The organism is uncultured Parabacteroides sp. (genome assembly GCF_947855115.1).
Lineage (GTDB): Bacteria > Bacteroidota > Bacteroidia > Bacteroidales > Tannerellaceae > Parabacteroides.
In genome coordinates, this window is sequence record NZ_CANTZW010000006.1 from 83,556 (window position 1) to 99,143 (window position 15,588).

Consider the following 15,588-nt stretch of genomic DNA (forward strand, 5'->3'; position numbering starts at 1 on the left):
CAGACAGTGGGAGACGGGGCACGCCCCGTCTCTACAACTAAGTATAAGAGTTATGGATTAACTCGTATCTCTTTAGGAGCGTTGATATGGCTTATCACCTTACCGTCCGTACCTTTCTCATGCCGGATCTCGATCACCCCATAAGGCGTGGGGAACGTACCTTCCACCCATTCGAGGTCTCCCAGATGCGGGGTGATACGCACCGTACGGCAACCCGGTTCCACCACTTGTACGCCCAATACGTACTCGCTTAACCACGACGTGGGGCCCGAAGCCCATCCATGGCACAAGCTATGGCGGAAACCTTGATAGCAATACGCCCCATAATCCCCATGAATATCTTTCTTTCCCGCGGGAACCAGCTCGTCAATACGCCCGGCATCCGGAAGCCATTCCATATTGAAATCCTCCCAGAACGTCGTAGCGCCTACATCCAGCATAGCCCCCCAATACGTACGGATCACGTCTAGCGCACCTTGGTAATTACCAGCCAAAGCCATCGCCCGTAGCATATAATACCCGTAAAACGTAGAAAAGCCTTTCGCCCCGTCCACCGCCAAGCAACGCTCGTTCGCCTCCTTAGCATCCATGATACCCGCCAGAGCCATCAAAGCGGCAGCCTGTTTATCTCCGGGTGTAATCCGATCTTTCTCCGAAGGGAACCGGTCTTTCTTCTGAAGGGAAAATGCTACGGCCTTGGAAGCTACCGCACGGCATTCCGAAGCCAACGCATCCTCGCCTAAGACGGTACATAACTCCTCCCCCGCCCACATCGCTTGTATCATCAGCGATTGAAGGCCGGCATCGATAGCGGGTGTATTCTCGCTGGAAGGCCAATCCAAGAAACGGTTCCCATCCAGTTTCTCTTGTCCGCTTGGGTCAACTTTCGAGATCAAGTGACGTAATAAGGCGGTCATATAAGGACGTTGCTCTTGTAGATACGCGAGATTCCCTTGATAATAATACCAATCCCGCTGAATCAACAACCACCAGATCGAATACGAGCTGATACCGTTCATCCAACTAGGCAGCGGCGTAATATCCCGAATCAAATCCAAGCTCTTAGGAACCACCTCATTATAACCGAAGACGGTACTGACCGTCATTACCTCCGGATGTAAATCCCCCACCCAGACCAGACGATCCCGCTTTACACCGTCCCATAGATATTCCTGCATATTCAAGTGGACCGTGTACGCACCTGTCTTCCAGATCCGGTTCAACCGCTCGTCATTACAACGGAAAGAACCCAGATAAGGAATATCCCGAAACGTGGAGATCGCACGGACCTCTTTTAATTGCAACTCCGTAGAATCACCCAATACATCAATACGCACGAAACGGAAACCGGAATTACCGATCTCCTGCACGCCTAGCCAAGGGAGCGATACCACGAAATCCCGCATCGCATGATCGTTGCTCGCTCCGTTCGCGCCATCGATCTCGCACATAGCCTCACTAACCGACTCACCGAAACGAACCCGCACGGAAACCGGATCGTGAGACGGCGGCATACCGGTCACCAGCTGAAGGCCGCCTTGCAACTCCTTCCCGAAATCAAGTAGCAAGGCGGGATGTTCGGTCGGCGTGCTTTTCAACACACACAACCGATTATTCGCCAAATCCGACTGTCCGTTGCCCGGAACAAGCAAATGGTTCGCTCCCGTAATTCGCGAACTATCTTGCTGCCAGACAATACGGACCGGGGCGATATACTCCCGTGTCCGATGATCTCGCTGCTGGGCGAACAACGGTAACGAACCGATTCCTAGGAATAGAATGATTAATTTCTTTCGCATACGCTAGAGTCCAAAAGCCGGAACCAAGTCATCCAATTGCTGATCCGTCATGCCTTCCGGCTCGTAACCGGTCATACGGGCACTGAAATAGATCTGGGCAGATTTGCTCAACGTATCGATCGCGTCGAAGCACTCGATCAAGTCCTCACCGACGGCAAGGATACCATGCTTCTCCCAAAACACCACGTCGTGTTTCTCCAACTGACGGATCGTAGCGTGCGCCAACGCCAAAGTGCCCGGTATCTCGTAAGGAACGATACCGACCCCTTTCGGCACGATAATCCGACATTCCGGGATCATGCTCCACAACGTGCGGGTAATCTTCTCCGAATCCAAGAACGGCTTGCAATGCGTCATGCCGATAATGTCCGTCGGATGCGTATGCAACACGACCCGGTTATCCCGTCCTTTGGCACGCAAGAAATTGTGCATCATTAAATGGGAAGGCAACTCGGAGGTCGGTTGGATCGGTTGCTCCGCCAGGATATCATACGATTTCCCATCGGCGGCGATACGGATCAAGGAACCGTTGGCAAAAGGATCTTTCGCCACGTAACGCATCCGTTTTCCGGTACCCGTCACGTAAAAGACGTGGCCGCATAAGGCCGTCATCGCCTCTTGCAAAGGGATCGAGGAAACCAAAGCCGGCAACGCCTTCTCCTCCTCGCTCAATAAAGTAGTCAGGTTCACCGATATATTCCCGCCGTTTCGCTCGGCCCAACCCTTGGTCCACAAATAACCGGCGACCTCGGCGATACGATCTATTTCCGCCATTAGGCGTTCATTGTTTCTTAGTGTTATCATGTCTATTATAATTAAACTATATTCGGATACAATAAGGAAAAGATCAAGATACACATGCCGGTAATCAATACCACGATCGTCCGGCGATCCACCCCCTTCCATTCTTTTAATAAGATGCCCCAGACATTACTGAAAATAACATTCAGCGACATCAAGATACTCCACGAGAAAGCCAGCATAACCGGGGAATCCGAGAAATAGCTCTTTCCCATCCCCAGCCCGAAGAACTGCGAGTACCAAAGCACGCCTGCCAAAGCGCAAAATAAGACATTATTCAGCAATGTACCTCCCGAGACCGAGAAATAATCCTTGCCCGTCCCGTTTTTCATGTTCTGGAAAATACAATACACAGCGTTCGTACAAAAGCCACCCAAGGTTACCAACAGTATCACGGGATTCAAGGCGAACAGATCGCTGGCACCCGCCTCTTTCGCTTTCGCCAGCACCTCGTTTCCCGATTCTAAGCCCAAATTGAAGCAGGCGCTCATCACGCCGGCAAGCAAGGCTACCGCCAAGCCCTTGGTCAAGGCAAAATCCTTCACTGCCGCTTTCTTCTCTTCCTCACTCATATTCCGGGCCCGCAAGCTTCCGGCGTAACCGATCACGGCGATACCCGCCAAGGTAATGCAAACACCGGTCAACAGGATCAACCCAGTTCCCTCAAACAGGTTCGTACCACCGAACAAAGCCGGGAAGAGCGTACCGAAACCGGCGCATGTACCCAAGGCGATACTCTGTCCCAAAGCCACACCCAGATAACGCATACTCAACCCGAAAGTCAACCCGCCGACACCCCAGAGCATGCCATAGATAACCGCTCCCAAGCTACCCGGCGAACGCCATAGCTCCAGCAAGGTACTCCCTTCCGGTACCGCCAGCATCGCTCCGAGATAAGGGAAAACCAGCCAAGCGAAGATACCTTGCACCAGCCAAAAGCTTTCCCAACTCCAATCCTGGACCTTATTGATCGGCACATATGAGCTACTCTGCCCGAAACTGCCGATCGCAATGATCAATAACCCGATCCCGATCTCTATCATTTCCGTCTGGAGGTAACGTCGGACTCATATTTCTCGATCTCAGCGATATAAGACTCTCCTACAGGAACCCCGCTTTGCAAACAATACATATCCCAAACCGCACCCCAAGGCAGACTCTTCGCTTCCTCCTGCAAGGCAAGACGCTGGAAATACTTGCCCTCATCCTCATATTGGCGAAGCAAGGCGATCGGCTCCAGCAAAGCGAGCATAAAGGCTTTTTGCGTGGCACGGCTACCAATGACATAAGCACCGATACGATTGATGGTTGCGTCGAAATAATCCAAGCCGATATGTACCCGGTCCAAGGCATCGCAGCGCACGATCTCACGGGCTAAATCCTGCACATCGTCATTCAAGATCACGACATGATCGCTATCCCAACGGATAGGACGACTTACGTGCAACATGATCTCGGGCGTAAACAGCAATAACGAGGAAACCTTGTCGGCGATACTTTCCGTCAGATGGAAATGGCCGGTGTCCAAGGTGACGATTTTGTTCTTCTTCGCCCCATAGCCCAAATAGAAATCATAGGAACCTACCGTATAACTTTCCAGACCGATACCGAAGAGTTTTGCCTCGATACAATCTTTCATCCATTTATATTCGGTAGCGAATATCTCGTCCAACGATTCCTCCAAGATACGGCGATAACGCAAGCGGCTGGCCGGGACTTCCTTGCTCCCGTCGTGTATCCAAAGGTTCATCATACAGGGATCGTTCTGGGCTTTCCCTATCTCATCGCTGATCCAACGACAACGCTTCGTATGCTCGATCCAGAAGTTACGGATATCATCGTTGGGATTTGCCAAGGTCAAATCTCCGCTTTTAGGGTGCGAGAAAGAGGTACTGTTGAAGTCTAGCTTGAAATCATTCTCTTTCGCCCATTGTATCCAACTCCTGAAATGACGGGGTTCTACCTCGTTACGATCTACTTTCTCTCCTTGGAAATCCCCGTAGATCTCGTGTAGACTGAGTCGATGATTGCCGGGGATATAGGATTTCGCTTTCAATACATCCCGGCGCAACTCGTCGATGGTACGGGCACGTCCCGGATAATTGCCGGTCACTTGTATGCCACCGGTCAAGGAGCCGCCTTGGTTCTCGAAACCATTTACGTCATCGGCCTGCCAGCAATGTAGGGATAGGGATATTTTCTTCATATCCTCTAAAGCCTTACGAACGTCTACACCTACGGCCGCATAACGTTCTGCCGCTACTTCAAATGCTTGTTGAATTAAACTGTCTTTTGTCATGGTATGATGTTTTATATATAATGAATCTGGTTGTAGAGACGGGGCGTGCCCCGTCTCATCCCAGCAAAATAGTAACTTAAAGATTCTATCAGACGGTGGGAGACGGGGCACGCCCCGTCTCTACAACTGGATGAAATTCCTTGGGTGGGAATGCGGAGGCAATCAGTTTTCGCATATCCCAACAATCTGTCAGCAATCCAGCTGATTTAGCTTGTATCAGGCAATTTCCAATGGCCGTGGCCTCATATGGGCCTGCCAATACAGGAATACCGATAGCGTTGGCTGTCAATTGATTCAACAAATCGTTTCGTGAGCCACCGCCTATCACATGCAATCGTTCGATCGGATGTGGCGACATCGATTTGAGTATATCCAGCACCTCTTTATAACGGTTCGCCAAGCTATAAAAAATACAATGCACGTAATCAGCGTCCGATGCTGGAACAGCCTGCCCGGTTTCTTCACAATATGCAGTGATCTCATGTAACATATTCTCCGGATTGGCGAAACGAGGATCATCCGGATTGATCAAGGAGGTAAACTCGCTTAACTCGGCCATCCGAACCATATCATCGTACGAATAATCCAATCCCGATCGTTTCCATTGCTCCCGACAACGCTCCAAGATCCACATACCCGTAATATTCTTCAGGAAGCGGGTCGTACCCTCGATGCCCCCCTCGTTCGTGAAGTTATTCTTGAAAGAGACCTCATTGATGATCGGCTTCTCCACCTCGATCCCCATCAAGCTCCAAGTACCGCTACTCAAGTAAGCGAAATCAGGAGAAGAAGCAGGAACAGCGGCTACTGCCGACGCCGTATCGTGACCGGCCACGGCAACTACCGGAATTTCCCCGATTCCCGTCTGATGAGCGATCGACTCGCTCAACCGCCCGATCAATGTTCCCGGCATTATGACCGGACACATCAAGGTTGGAGATACACCCACGGCCTCCAAGAGCTTGTAATCGAATTTATGGGTTTCCGGATTCAATAATTGAGATGTGGAAGCGATCGTGTATTCACACACCATACGCTCCGTCAACATATAAGCCAGAAGGTCTGGTATGAATAATATCTTTTCCGCTACTTCCTGTGGGATAAACGAGTCTTGCCCCGCCCTGAAAAGCTGGAACAAGCTATTAAACGGCATCACTTGAATACCTGTCCGCTTATAAACCTCCTCCTTGGGAATCCGTTTGAAAAAGTCCTCGGGAGCACCGTCTGTATAAGGATCTCGATAGGCACGAGGCAGACCCAACAAAGAGCCGTCCAAAGCCACATACCCAAAATCCACTCCCCATGTATCTATTCCGATCGAATGTAACCGGATTCTTTGCCGGGCACATATTGTCAAGCTTTCTATAAGAGAAGTATAGAGATGATAGATATTCCAGTAAAACCGTCCGTGTAATTCCACCATCGGATTCGGGAACCGATGAATCTCCTTTATTTCAAATTTGACATCCTTTAAGGTCCCGACCACGGCCCGTCCACTGGTAGCCCCTATGTCAAAGGCTAGAAAATTGTATTCCTTCATGGCTTAACAAAGTTATTTGTTTGATGAAAGCAAAAGTAAAAGCATTATTGCTATATTTGCTTACGAAAATGATTTTAAACCTTTCAAATCTGACATGAACGAACTGCGGAATGACTTACTACGTTACTTGACTATCAGCGCTACGGATGAGGAATGGGGAATTGTTGTCACGACGGTCGGATACCAGTTTATCCCGCCGGGTTGCGTCTACCCGCTTTCCCGACACCCGGAGAAGTATAATTTCAAGCCTCAGACCGGACGTATCCTGAACGAGTATCAATTGGTATATATAACGAAAGGTAGCGGTTACTTTTCCTCCCAGTCTTGTAAGTCCCAAAAGATAAACGCAGGGACGATGATCCTCCTTTTCCCCGGGGAATGGCATAGCTATTATCCGGACCAAGAAACAGGATGGGATGAGTATTGGGTAGGTTTCCGGGGCATTCATATCGACAAACGTGTAGAGAAGAAATTCTTCACCAAGGAAGAACCGTTACACAGGATCGGATTGAGCGCTACAATCGTCGGGCTTTATGAGGATATACTGAAGTTCGCCTCGGAAGAGAAATCCGGTTATCAGCAGATGATTTCCAGTATCGTACTTCACATATTGGGTTCCGTATATTATAAGGAAAAGAACAACTCCTTCACAAATACGTATGTTGTGGATAAAATCAACGAGGCACGTATATTAATGAAAGAGAATATCGAAAACCCCTTAAGCCCGGAAGAGATCGCCGTTCGTCTTGGTTTAGGTTATTCATGGTTTCGCCGGACGTTCAAGGAATACACCGGTGTCTCTCCCGCCCAATATCAATTACAACAAAAGCTCTTCCGTGCGAAAGAACTTCTGACCAGTACTCCCTTGACAATCTCCGAGATCGCCTATAGCCTACATTTCGAAAACGCCAGCCAATTCTCCACCTTCTTCAAGAAGAAAGAAGGGGTTACGCCCTCAGAATTCCGGAACCGGACGCATTGATATAAAAAACGAGGTAAAGACAGAGATTATACTTCATCTTTACCTCTTTCGGTTAAACGGTTTCACATTGATAAATTGATAAATGTGAGTTGTCGATCGAGCCTGGAACGAAACGCACTTTAAAGGTTCCTGTCTATTTGTTATAGCGAGGTTATTTTCCATGGATATATTTTGCTTTAATCCTTGTAAATACATATTTTTACTTCAAATTAAAATTTTAAGTTATGAGGATCACTTATCTTTTATTCTCTCTTGTACTTTGTCTTTGCCTAGTCACGCAGGCGCAAAACACGACAAGCCAATTTATGACACAGGCACAAAGCAGCCTAGAAAAAAAGGATTATACCAAAGCTCGTTATCTTTTTCTCCTAGCTTACAAGAACTTCGCAGAGAAAGGGGATTACAAACAAGCGATTGATGCCGGTACGCAGGCTACTTATCTATATTATCGCGAGAATTATTACCAAGAGGCATTCGATCTTTGCCGCCAGATGAACCAATTTATCTTGACTGAGGAGCAGAAATTGCAGAAATCGCTCTATGAACAGCGTTTCCAAGTAACCAAAGAGCGGTTGGAAATGTATATCAAGCTAAAGAACGCCGCACAAGCGCAAGCTCAGCTCAATACGTTGAGTAACTTGGCCAACCAAGCGGGCAACGAGAAACTATCGAACGATTTATTATATACTCAAGCGGGGTATTACTACACATTCGGGCAAAATGAGCAAGGAGACTCTGCCTTCCAGAAGCTGATCGACCAGTATAAGGAGAAAAAAGAATACGATAAGGTTAGCGATTGCTATCGGAACCTGATCTCTACCGCCCGTAAAGCCAACAACGCCCCGCTGATGGAACGTACCTACGAGAAATACATCGTATGGACGGACTCCGTAAAGGCTTTGGCGGCAAAGGACCAACTGGGAGCGCTACAACAAAAATACGATCAGAGCTTACAAACCATACAGGAGAAAGACGATAAGCTCTCCGTCAAGCAATATATAATCGCCGGACTTATCACCTTCGCGGTAATCCTTATTGCCGCCTTGCTTCTTTTGGGATTCCTATTGCTGCGCTTTATCGTGCTGAACAAGAAACTGAAGAAAATCATCCAGACAACAAACGAGCATAGCGAGCAACAGGCACAATTCATCCAAAACATATCGGCTCAAATGGAACCTACGCTAGACAAGCTCAGCGCAGTCGCCAAGGAATCGCAAGCGATAGCTCCCAAGCAAGCCGAGGGAGTATTGGCCCGGGTAGAGGCATTGAGGCAGTTCGCAATTCATATCCAAGAGCTCTCCTCCTTGGAGAATACGTTAATGGAACCATACGAGGTCAGTCCTTTCAATGTAGGAAACTTCAGCAAGAAAATCGTGGAGAAGGTAAAAGGGGATATTCAACCGGAAGTCAATCTCATAACAGATGTGCCCCAATTGGAGATCAAGACGAATGCCGAGCATCTGGAACAAATCTTATTGCATTTGTTGAAGAATGCCGCATTATATACTTCCAGCGGTAATATCCGGCTGGAATTTAAACGGAAAGGGGCCCATGTATGCCAATTTATCATCACGGATAACGGCACTGGCATACCGGATAACCTAAAAGAAAACCTATTCAAGCCCTTCAACGAGACGAAGGATTTAGCGCAAGGCGATGGGCTGGGATTACCGATCTGCGCATTGATGGCTAGTAAATTAAACGGAACCTTGTCTATTGATAAGGAATACAAAAAAGGATGCCGCTTCATCCTTGTATTACAGATATAAACGAACTTTATGATAGATAAGATCTGAGGGTATGCCAAACATGAAATATCTCATTGGCATACCCTCTTTGTTTCTTATTCCTATTCTGACAAAACCACGGATAAAAATCAACAACTCTACCTATTTGCTCAAGATAGAGGCTTTTCTATAACACGGTTCTTTTTCCTGAAACTCCAACTAGCGATAAATATCAGGGTAAAAGGGGTGTTTTGTACCTTGTTCCTGCGTAAAAGCTCCTATTTTTCTACTCAAAAGGTCTCATACCACGACGCGACTAGTACCATTTACCAACACATACGGTAGTGTTGGGTGATACAACCGTATGTATCGGGCGATACATACGTATGAAATTGCCATCGCATCCTTATGAAAAGAGGATTTGAACCCCGATAATGTGAACTAGGATGAACCTATTTCGCTAGAATAAAAGGTTATATTTCGATAACCAACTATAAGTAAACCGGTTATAAATATTTTCTTTCGTTTTTAGAAGCGGCACGTATATTGTCCCGGAAAAAACAAGTATCCGGGACTTAACGATACAAAATGTCACATTGTCAATCCACCCTTATGCTATTCCGGCAAATGCTTCCGCAAGAACTCGATCCAGTTGCCGGAGGCGATACGGTTGATAGCATCGTCCGTAAACCCACGGGATTGGAGAATCGGGAATATCTTTTGGAGATCGGCAATCGTTACCAAATCATACGGACATTGTTCCGTACCGAAAGCACCATCCAGATCACTACCGATCGCGACATGGTTCGCATTCCCAGCCAATTGGCAGACATGGTCTATATTGTTCGCCATAATTTCCATACCACAGTTCATGCCTCTCGGTGTAGACTCGCCTCTCACCCAGTTCGGCACCATCATCCAAGCGTCTAGGGCGATACCGATCACGGCGTCACGCTCTATCAGCGCCTTGATCATCTCGTCGCTAAACTGGCGGTTGTGATTTACGAAGGCACGACAATTGTTGTGACTCGCCCAAATCGGACCTTTATACAAATCCAGCGCATCCCAGAAAGCCTCGTCGCATAAATGAGTCACGTCAAGAATCATACCCAAGCGATCCATGGTTCGTAACAACTCCTTACCCATGGCATTCAGATGACCGGTGGAATCCGTACCGTTGGCATATCTTCCGGGGCCGTAATGCGCAGGGCCAACCGCCCTCAAACCATAGGCATACGCCCTTTCCACATGGCTCACCGTGACGAACGAGTCGGCTCCCTCGATACTTAACACATAACCGATCGGCTTCTTATCGGCAGGTTCACCGTCTTTCCAAAGCGCTAAATGTGCTTCCAAGGCCTTCTTATCCCGAATCATGACCATCTGGCCTTCCTCTTCCATCGCCTTGTACCAAGCGAGCTGGCCTTGGGTCTGCGCCCAAGCCTGTTCCGGGGAATGCCAACCGGGAAGCGGATTGTCTGGCCCTACATAGCGACCGATCTGGGTGGCGACAACCAACCCGACGTTTCCTTTACGCAGTTCCTCGAACGATACGGTGGCATTTCCACGGTCGGGTTTATCGGTCATACCGATTTCTCTACGGTTGATTTCTTTCAGGGATTCACGCAGATCCCGGTTCCACTCCAAAGCGTTCATGCTGAGGTCGAGATGGGCATCGATGATAAATGGTTTATTCATTTCATTCATTGAGAGTTGATAATTGATAATTGAATTTAGATTACCGCGATATACGACGTGGCTAATATGTAATGCGACGGGAACGGGCGATTATAGGCCACTCGCCTGTCACCTCGTAATCCCGGATCACAGAAGCCTTATCGTATAAAGCTACCGTAGGGCAAATATGTACGGGAACACCATAGAAGACAAAACCTAACGGATAAAACCGACTGTCCGGAACTTCCAAGACCAGATGCTCCTCGCTTTGAGAAATGGGCCTAGCCTCCGGATGATTTAAGAAATGTACACGAGGCAACGGACTTTCCGAAGCGACCGCCTTGTAACCAAGATCTACGCAAACATGCTGTTTATCCAGTACGGAGATGACCCGGGTTATCAACAAGGCCGCGACATTGAAGGGCATATCCGGATAAGCGTTTCCATATCCCCAATCCCAAAAGACAAAAGTACCGGGACTGCATTCGCAATCCTTTCGCTTCGCGTACATCGGGAACGTCGGGGTTCCCCCCATCACTTTTATCAACGGATAGGCGAATTGAGGAGATATCTCTCGATACACACGTTCGGTCAAGGCATACGCGGCATCCGCACCTTGGCAACGTACCGATAATTCCGCATCATGTATATGTCCGTCATAACTATGCAAGCCGATGATCCGCAAAGATTTTAACGGCAATACGGCATCTACCAATGCTTTCGCTTTCTCCGGGAGGATTCCGGTACGGTTCATACCCACGTTCAGGTCGATAAAGACATCTAAAGTGATATTCATACTCTCGCAAAGAGTCGAGATCGCACGGGCATTTTCCTCTTGGTCTACCAAACAGGAGTAGCGGGTGGCAGGGTATGCTTTTATTAAATCCAACAAGCGGGATATCTTCGGACCCACCGGCTGGTAGGCCAACAACACATCGGGAGCGCCGATGATGCCAAGCATCTCAGCCTCGGCGATGGTAGCGCATTTAAACTTCCGGATTCCGGCATTCAATAACATACGGCTTACCTCAGCCGTCTTATTGGTCTTGACATGCGGACGAAGGCGATCCGGATCCCCGATGATCCTTTTCGCACATTCGATATTACCGGATATACGATCCGGATAGAACGCCAACGAGGGCGAGTCTATCCGGTCTACATTCCTTATATCATACCAATCATCCATGGTTTACTCACATAATTCGAATAAAGCCTCGATCTCCACGGGAATATTATCGGGGAGAGAACCAAAGCCTACGGCGCTACGGGTTCCTACGCCATTATCCGGTCCCCAGACGGAGGCGAACAACTCGCTACATCCGTTGATCACGTAAGGATGCTTGCCAAAATCGGGCGTACAATTCACCATGCCTAATACCTTGATCACTCGCTTGATCTTGTTGAGGCTACCTAGATTCTCCTTGATAGTGGCCAGCATCGTCAAGCCTACTTGCCGGGCGGCTAACTTGCCCTCATCCATCGTCAGGTCCTTGCCGATGCGTCCGATAATCAATGACCGGTCATTCTGCACAGGGCCATGTCCGGAAAGATACAAGTATTTACCATCTATCACACAGGGTTTGTAAACACCACCCGGAGCGGGTGCAGGAGGTAAGGTCAATCCTAGTTTCTCAAAATTCTCATCTGCGTTAATCATGCTCATAATTTCCTTGATTTATGTTTTTATATGGTATAATCGTTCACTAAAAAGCATCGTAAAGATAAATAAAAAGAATGAATCCTCGCTATTTCTTGACTCTTTCCGTCACCGGTTGATTCGTGGCGACAGAGATTCCTCGCAGCTCTACATACTCAACGCTTAAAGGATTCCTAGGGCTGGCTTTAACGTAGAGGGATTGAAGAATCGCCTGTTGGTTATTGATCGTCATATAGCACACATAACGGGAATCGCGTTTGGTAATCGTCAACTGGCGGGAAGGATAAGCGGTCAACGAGCATACGCAAGCGTTATCGCCCGCCGAGATCAGCTTATATCCATAAGCCATCTTCCGCTGGATATAGCTCAAGCCATTGGTTTCCCCCGGACGCTTTTCCCGATTGACCCAATATACATGCAAAGGATCGCGCGTATCCAGCTTACCGTCTCTCAGATTCACATCGTAACAAACCAGATTCTTGTTGACACTCCGTGCTATATGAAAAAGCCTCTCGACCGTCGGATAAGTACTCTCCTCCGGATCTGCCGCATACGAGGCGACGAAAGGGAAAAGCATAATAATGATACTAATCAACCATCTTTTTCTCATCGCTCAATTATTCTTTCGTCATACAATCAAATTCAAGATCATTACCCCGATCAACCCTACGACCGATACGATCGTCTCCATGATAGACCACGAGCAGATCGTATCCTTTATGCTTAGGTTAAAATATTCCTTGAACATCCAGAAGCCGGAATCGTTGACATGCGAGAACATCAGGCTACCCGCCCCCAGAGATAAAACCATCAAGTTCGGGTTCGCTCCCGTTTGTGTAACTAAAGGCATCACCACGCCCGCCGCTGTCAACGCCGCCACCGTAGCCGATCCTACGCACAAACGGATCACGGCAGAGATCAGCCAACCCAAGATCAGCGGATGAACGGGCAACCGCTCCAAGCTTGTCGCCAGCTCATTGCTTACCCCGCTATCCTCCATGATCTGCTTAAAGATACCGGAACCGGCGATGATCAAAAGGATCATAGAGATATCCTTCACGGCCTCCGCATAGACTGCCATAACCGACTTGACACTACGTCCCTGCCGGATACCCAGCGTATAAGTAGCGAACAACAAGGCGATCAACATCACGATGGAAGGAGCGCCAATAAAGGAGACAATCCCGCTAGCCATCTCGCCCATATCCTTAAAGCAATAGGGAATGACCGTCACGATAATCAATAAAAAGACAGGCAACGTAGCGCTGATAAAACTATTCGCCTTACCCGGCATTCCATATCTCCCGCTATCCTCCTTCTGCTCGAACAGCGTGACCGGACCGGATTTTATATGTTTCAACCGACTGCCGAACACCGGACCGGCGATAATGATAGCCGGAATCGCCAAACATAGGCCATAGATCAGCGTAAGACCGATATTTGCGTTGAATTGTACAACCAAGGCTACTGGAGACGGATGTGGAGGCAGGAATCCATGCGTCACGGACAATGCCGCCAACATCGGCAACCCGATATAGACCGCCGGAAGCTTGTACTTATACACGATCGAGAAGATCAATGGCACCAGCAATACGAATCCGATCCCATAGAATAGCGGAATACCCACGACAAAACCTGTCACCATCAATCCCCATTGTATATGCTTGGTCCCGAAAAGCGACACCATCACGGAAGCGATCTTCTGTGCCGCACCGCTCTCGGCCACCAACTTGCCCAGCATAGCGCCTAGTACGATAATCAACGTCAACCCACCCAAGATACTCCCGATACCGTTGTTCACCGAGTCCGGCAGCTTCTCCAACGGAATACCCAAAGCGATGCCCGCCAAGATAGAGGAGATCAGAAACGCGATGAAAGCATCCACCTTAAAGTAGGATATCAAGACAATCAATAAGGCCAAACAAAGTACGACAATGATAAATGACATGTTTTTTCGCTGTATTAGTTTATAATCCGTAAACGGGATACAAAGAAAACATTTATTTCCTAACTACCCCTTTTTCCGATAACTAATTACCGCTAACAGATTGAAAAAAATAGCAAATAGACAGACGATCACGAAATGTCCCTGTAAATCGGCAAAACTGCTCCCCTTTAAATAGACCATACGCATCACCTCCACAAAATAACGTACCGGATTCGCCAGCGTGATCTTCTGCGCCCATTCCGGCATACTGCTGATCGGCGTGAATAATCCGCTTAACAAGGCGAAAATGATCAAGAAGAAAAACGCCGTAAGCATCGCTTGTTGCTGCGTGGATGAAAAGGATGAAATCGCCAAGCCGAACCCCGTAAAAGCAATCAGGTATACGGCAGCGAACAAATAGATCACCCCGAAACTCCCCTCCGGCACTAAGCCATAAATCAACCAGGCGACGAGGATCGCCACCGTCAGCAAGACAAAACCTATCACCCAGAAAGGGATCAGCTTCGACAACAGGAACAGAGACTTTGGTACGGGCGAGACGTTTATCTGCTCAATCGTACCTTTCTCCTTCTCGCTCACAATATTCAAGGCAGAGATCGATCCCCCGATAATCGTCAACAGGAATACCATAATGCCGGGAACCATGTATATCTTGTAGTTCAAGTGGGGATTGAAGAGGTTGATCGAGGTTACTCCCCTACCCGATCCCACGGAGGTAAAACCTTTCTCCCTATTGAAATCCTGTATAATCGAGGAGAGGTACGAGCTACCCAACCCGCCTTTGGTACCGTTCACGGCGTTGGCGGCGATCATCACGTCTGCCGTACCTTCCTTCCCCAAATCCCGTTCGAAATCGGAGGGGATCTCCAGAATGATATCGGATTCATTGCTCTCTACCGAGGTCAGCGCCTCATCGTAACGTTCCGACCGGTCTGTCAGACGGAAATATCCGGAGGATAGCACCTTATCCACCAATTGTGTGGAGGTGATGGAATGATCGTTGTCTACGATACTGAGGTTGATATTCCGCATCTCGAAATTGGCGGCGAAAGGCAAGATGATCAACTGCATGATCGGGATGATAAAGATAATCTTCGGCATGAACCGGTCCCGACGAATCTGCTTGAACTCTTTCTCTAACAAATATCGTAACATAGC

Annotated in this window: 13 protein-coding genes; 2 read left to right on the top strand and 11 right to left on the bottom strand. The window is 48.3% G+C overall.

Annotated features, from left to right (window positions below; all coding sequences use genetic code 11):
* Window positions 1–50 precede the first annotated feature (50 nt).
* The 5 genes from Q0110_RS06135 to Q0110_RS06155 all read right to left on the bottom strand — a co-directional run bounded on the left by Q0110_RS06135 (window position 51) and on the right by Q0110_RS06155 (window position 6,439).
* Complete coding sequence (locus Q0110_RS06135) at window positions 51–1,799, bottom strand: alpha-L-rhamnosidase C-terminal domain-containing protein (RefSeq protein WP_297904252.1); 1,749 nt, start codon at window positions 1,797–1,799, stop codon at window positions 51–53.
* A gap of 3 nt (window positions 1,800–1,802) precedes the next feature.
* Window positions 1,803–2,603 (bottom strand): rhamnulose-1-phosphate aldolase, encoded by an 801-nt coding sequence (rhaD, locus tag Q0110_RS06140; RefSeq protein ID WP_297904255.1) that lies wholly within the window; start codon window positions 2,601–2,603, stop codon window positions 1,803–1,805.
* A gap of 11 nt (window positions 2,604–2,614) precedes the next feature.
* Window positions 2,615–3,640, bottom strand: coding sequence for an L-rhamnose/proton symporter RhaT (rhaT, locus tag Q0110_RS06145; protein ID WP_297904496.1), 1,026 nt, complete (start codon window positions 3,638–3,640; stop codon window positions 2,615–2,617).
* On the bottom strand, window positions 3,640–4,899 hold the full coding sequence (locus tag Q0110_RS06150) for an L-rhamnose isomerase (RefSeq protein ID WP_297904257.1): 1,260 nt from the start codon (window positions 4,897–4,899) through the stop codon (window positions 3,640–3,642). Before Q0110_RS06150 ends, rhaT begins: the two co-directional genes overlap by 1 nt.
* 88 nt (window positions 4,900–4,987) lie before the next feature.
* Window positions 4,988–6,439: a rhamnulokinase family protein gene (locus Q0110_RS06155; protein ID WP_297904263.1), complete on the bottom strand. Its 1,452-nt coding sequence runs from the start codon at window positions 6,437–6,439 to the stop codon at window positions 4,988–4,990.
* Window positions 6,440–6,533: 94 nt separating this feature from the next.
* Here Q0110_RS06155 and Q0110_RS06160 point away from each other — a divergent pair, with 94 nt between their 5' ends.
* A complete protein-coding gene (locus tag Q0110_RS06160) occupies window positions 6,534–7,421 on the top strand; it encodes an AraC family transcriptional regulator (RefSeq protein WP_297904266.1) in 888 nt (295 codons plus the stop codon).
* A gap of 224 nt (window positions 7,422–7,645) precedes the next feature.
* Window positions 7,646–9,190, top strand: coding sequence for a HAMP domain-containing sensor histidine kinase (locus tag Q0110_RS06165; RefSeq protein ID WP_297904269.1), 1,545 nt, complete (start codon window positions 7,646–7,648; stop codon window positions 9,188–9,190).
* Between the two features lie 573 nt (window positions 9,191–9,763).
* Here the strand turns inward: Q0110_RS06165 and Q0110_RS06170 are convergent.
* From Q0110_RS06170 to Q0110_RS06195, 6 genes are all read right to left on the bottom strand, one after another.
* A complete protein-coding gene (locus tag Q0110_RS06170; RefSeq protein WP_366139653.1) occupies window positions 9,764–10,846 on the bottom strand; it encodes a membrane dipeptidase in 1,083 nt (360 codons plus the stop codon).
* 61 nt (window positions 10,847–10,907) lie between these two features.
* Window positions 10,908–12,011: a D-TA family PLP-dependent enzyme gene (locus tag Q0110_RS06175; RefSeq protein ID WP_297904274.1), complete on the bottom strand. Its 1,104-nt coding sequence runs from the start codon at window positions 12,009–12,011 to the stop codon at window positions 10,908–10,910.
* A gap of 3 nt (window positions 12,012–12,014) precedes the next feature.
* Entirely contained in the window at window positions 12,015–12,488 is a 474-nt protein-coding gene (locus tag Q0110_RS06180) for a RidA family protein (RefSeq protein WP_297904277.1), read from the bottom strand.
* Between the two features lie 82 nt (window positions 12,489–12,570).
* Window positions 12,571–13,092 (bottom strand): DUF4833 domain-containing protein, encoded by a 522-nt coding sequence (locus Q0110_RS06185; protein ID WP_297904279.1) that lies wholly within the window; start codon window positions 13,090–13,092, stop codon window positions 12,571–12,573.
* An 18-nt stretch (window positions 13,093–13,110) separates the two neighbouring features.
* Window positions 13,111–14,430 (bottom strand): gluconate:H+ symporter, encoded by a 1,320-nt coding sequence (locus Q0110_RS06190; protein WP_297904282.1) that lies wholly within the window; start codon window positions 14,428–14,430, stop codon window positions 13,111–13,113.
* A 63-nt stretch (window positions 14,431–14,493) separates the two neighbouring features.
* Window positions 14,494–15,585, bottom strand: coding sequence for an ABC transporter permease (locus Q0110_RS06195; RefSeq protein WP_297904285.1), 1,092 nt, complete (start codon window positions 15,583–15,585; stop codon window positions 14,494–14,496).
* Between the last annotated feature and the right edge of the window lie 3 nt (window positions 15,586–15,588).

Bases quoted from the DNA above. Each gene is read 5' to 3' on its own strand.
- Q0110_RS06135 (WP_297904252.1), bottom strand. From the start codon at position 1,799: ATGCGAAAGAAATTAATCATTCTATTCCTAGGAATCGGTTCGTTACCG.
- rhaD (WP_297904255.1), bottom strand. From the start codon at position 2,603: ATGATAACACTAAGAAACAATGAACGCCTAATGGCGGAAATAGATCGT.
- Q0110_RS06150 (WP_297904257.1), bottom strand. From the start codon at position 4,899: ATGACAAAAGACAGTTTAATTCAACAAGCATTTGAAGTAGCGGCAGAA.
- Q0110_RS06155 (WP_297904263.1), bottom strand. From the start codon at position 6,439: ATGAAGGAATACAATTTTCTAGCCTTTGACATAGGGGCTACCAGTGGA.
- Q0110_RS06160 (WP_297904266.1), top strand. From the start codon at position 6,534: ATGAACGAACTGCGGAATGACTTACTACGTTACTTGACTATCAGCGCT.
- Q0110_RS06165 (WP_297904269.1), top strand. From the start codon at position 7,646: ATGAGGATCACTTATCTTTTATTCTCTCTTGTACTTTGTCTTTGCCTA.
- Q0110_RS06170 (WP_366139653.1), bottom strand. From the start codon at position 10,846: ATGAATAAACCATTTATCATCGATGCCCATCTCGACCTCAGCATGAAC.
- Q0110_RS06175 (WP_297904274.1), bottom strand. From the start codon at position 12,011: ATGGATGATTGGTATGATATAAGGAATGTAGACCGGATAGACTCGCCC.
- Q0110_RS06180 (WP_297904277.1), bottom strand. From the start codon at position 12,488: ATGAGCATGATTAACGCAGATGAGAATTTTGAGAAACTAGGATTGACC.
- Q0110_RS06185 (WP_297904279.1), bottom strand. From the start codon at position 13,092: ATGAGAAAAAGATGGTTGATTAGTATCATTATTATGCTTTTCCCTTTC.
- Q0110_RS06190 (WP_297904282.1), bottom strand. From the start codon at position 14,430: ATGTCATTTATCATTGTCGTACTTTGTTTGGCCTTATTGATTGTCTTG.
- Q0110_RS06195 (WP_297904285.1), bottom strand. From the start codon at position 15,585: ATGTTACGATATTTGTTAGAGAAAGAGTTCAAGCAGATTCGTCGGGAC.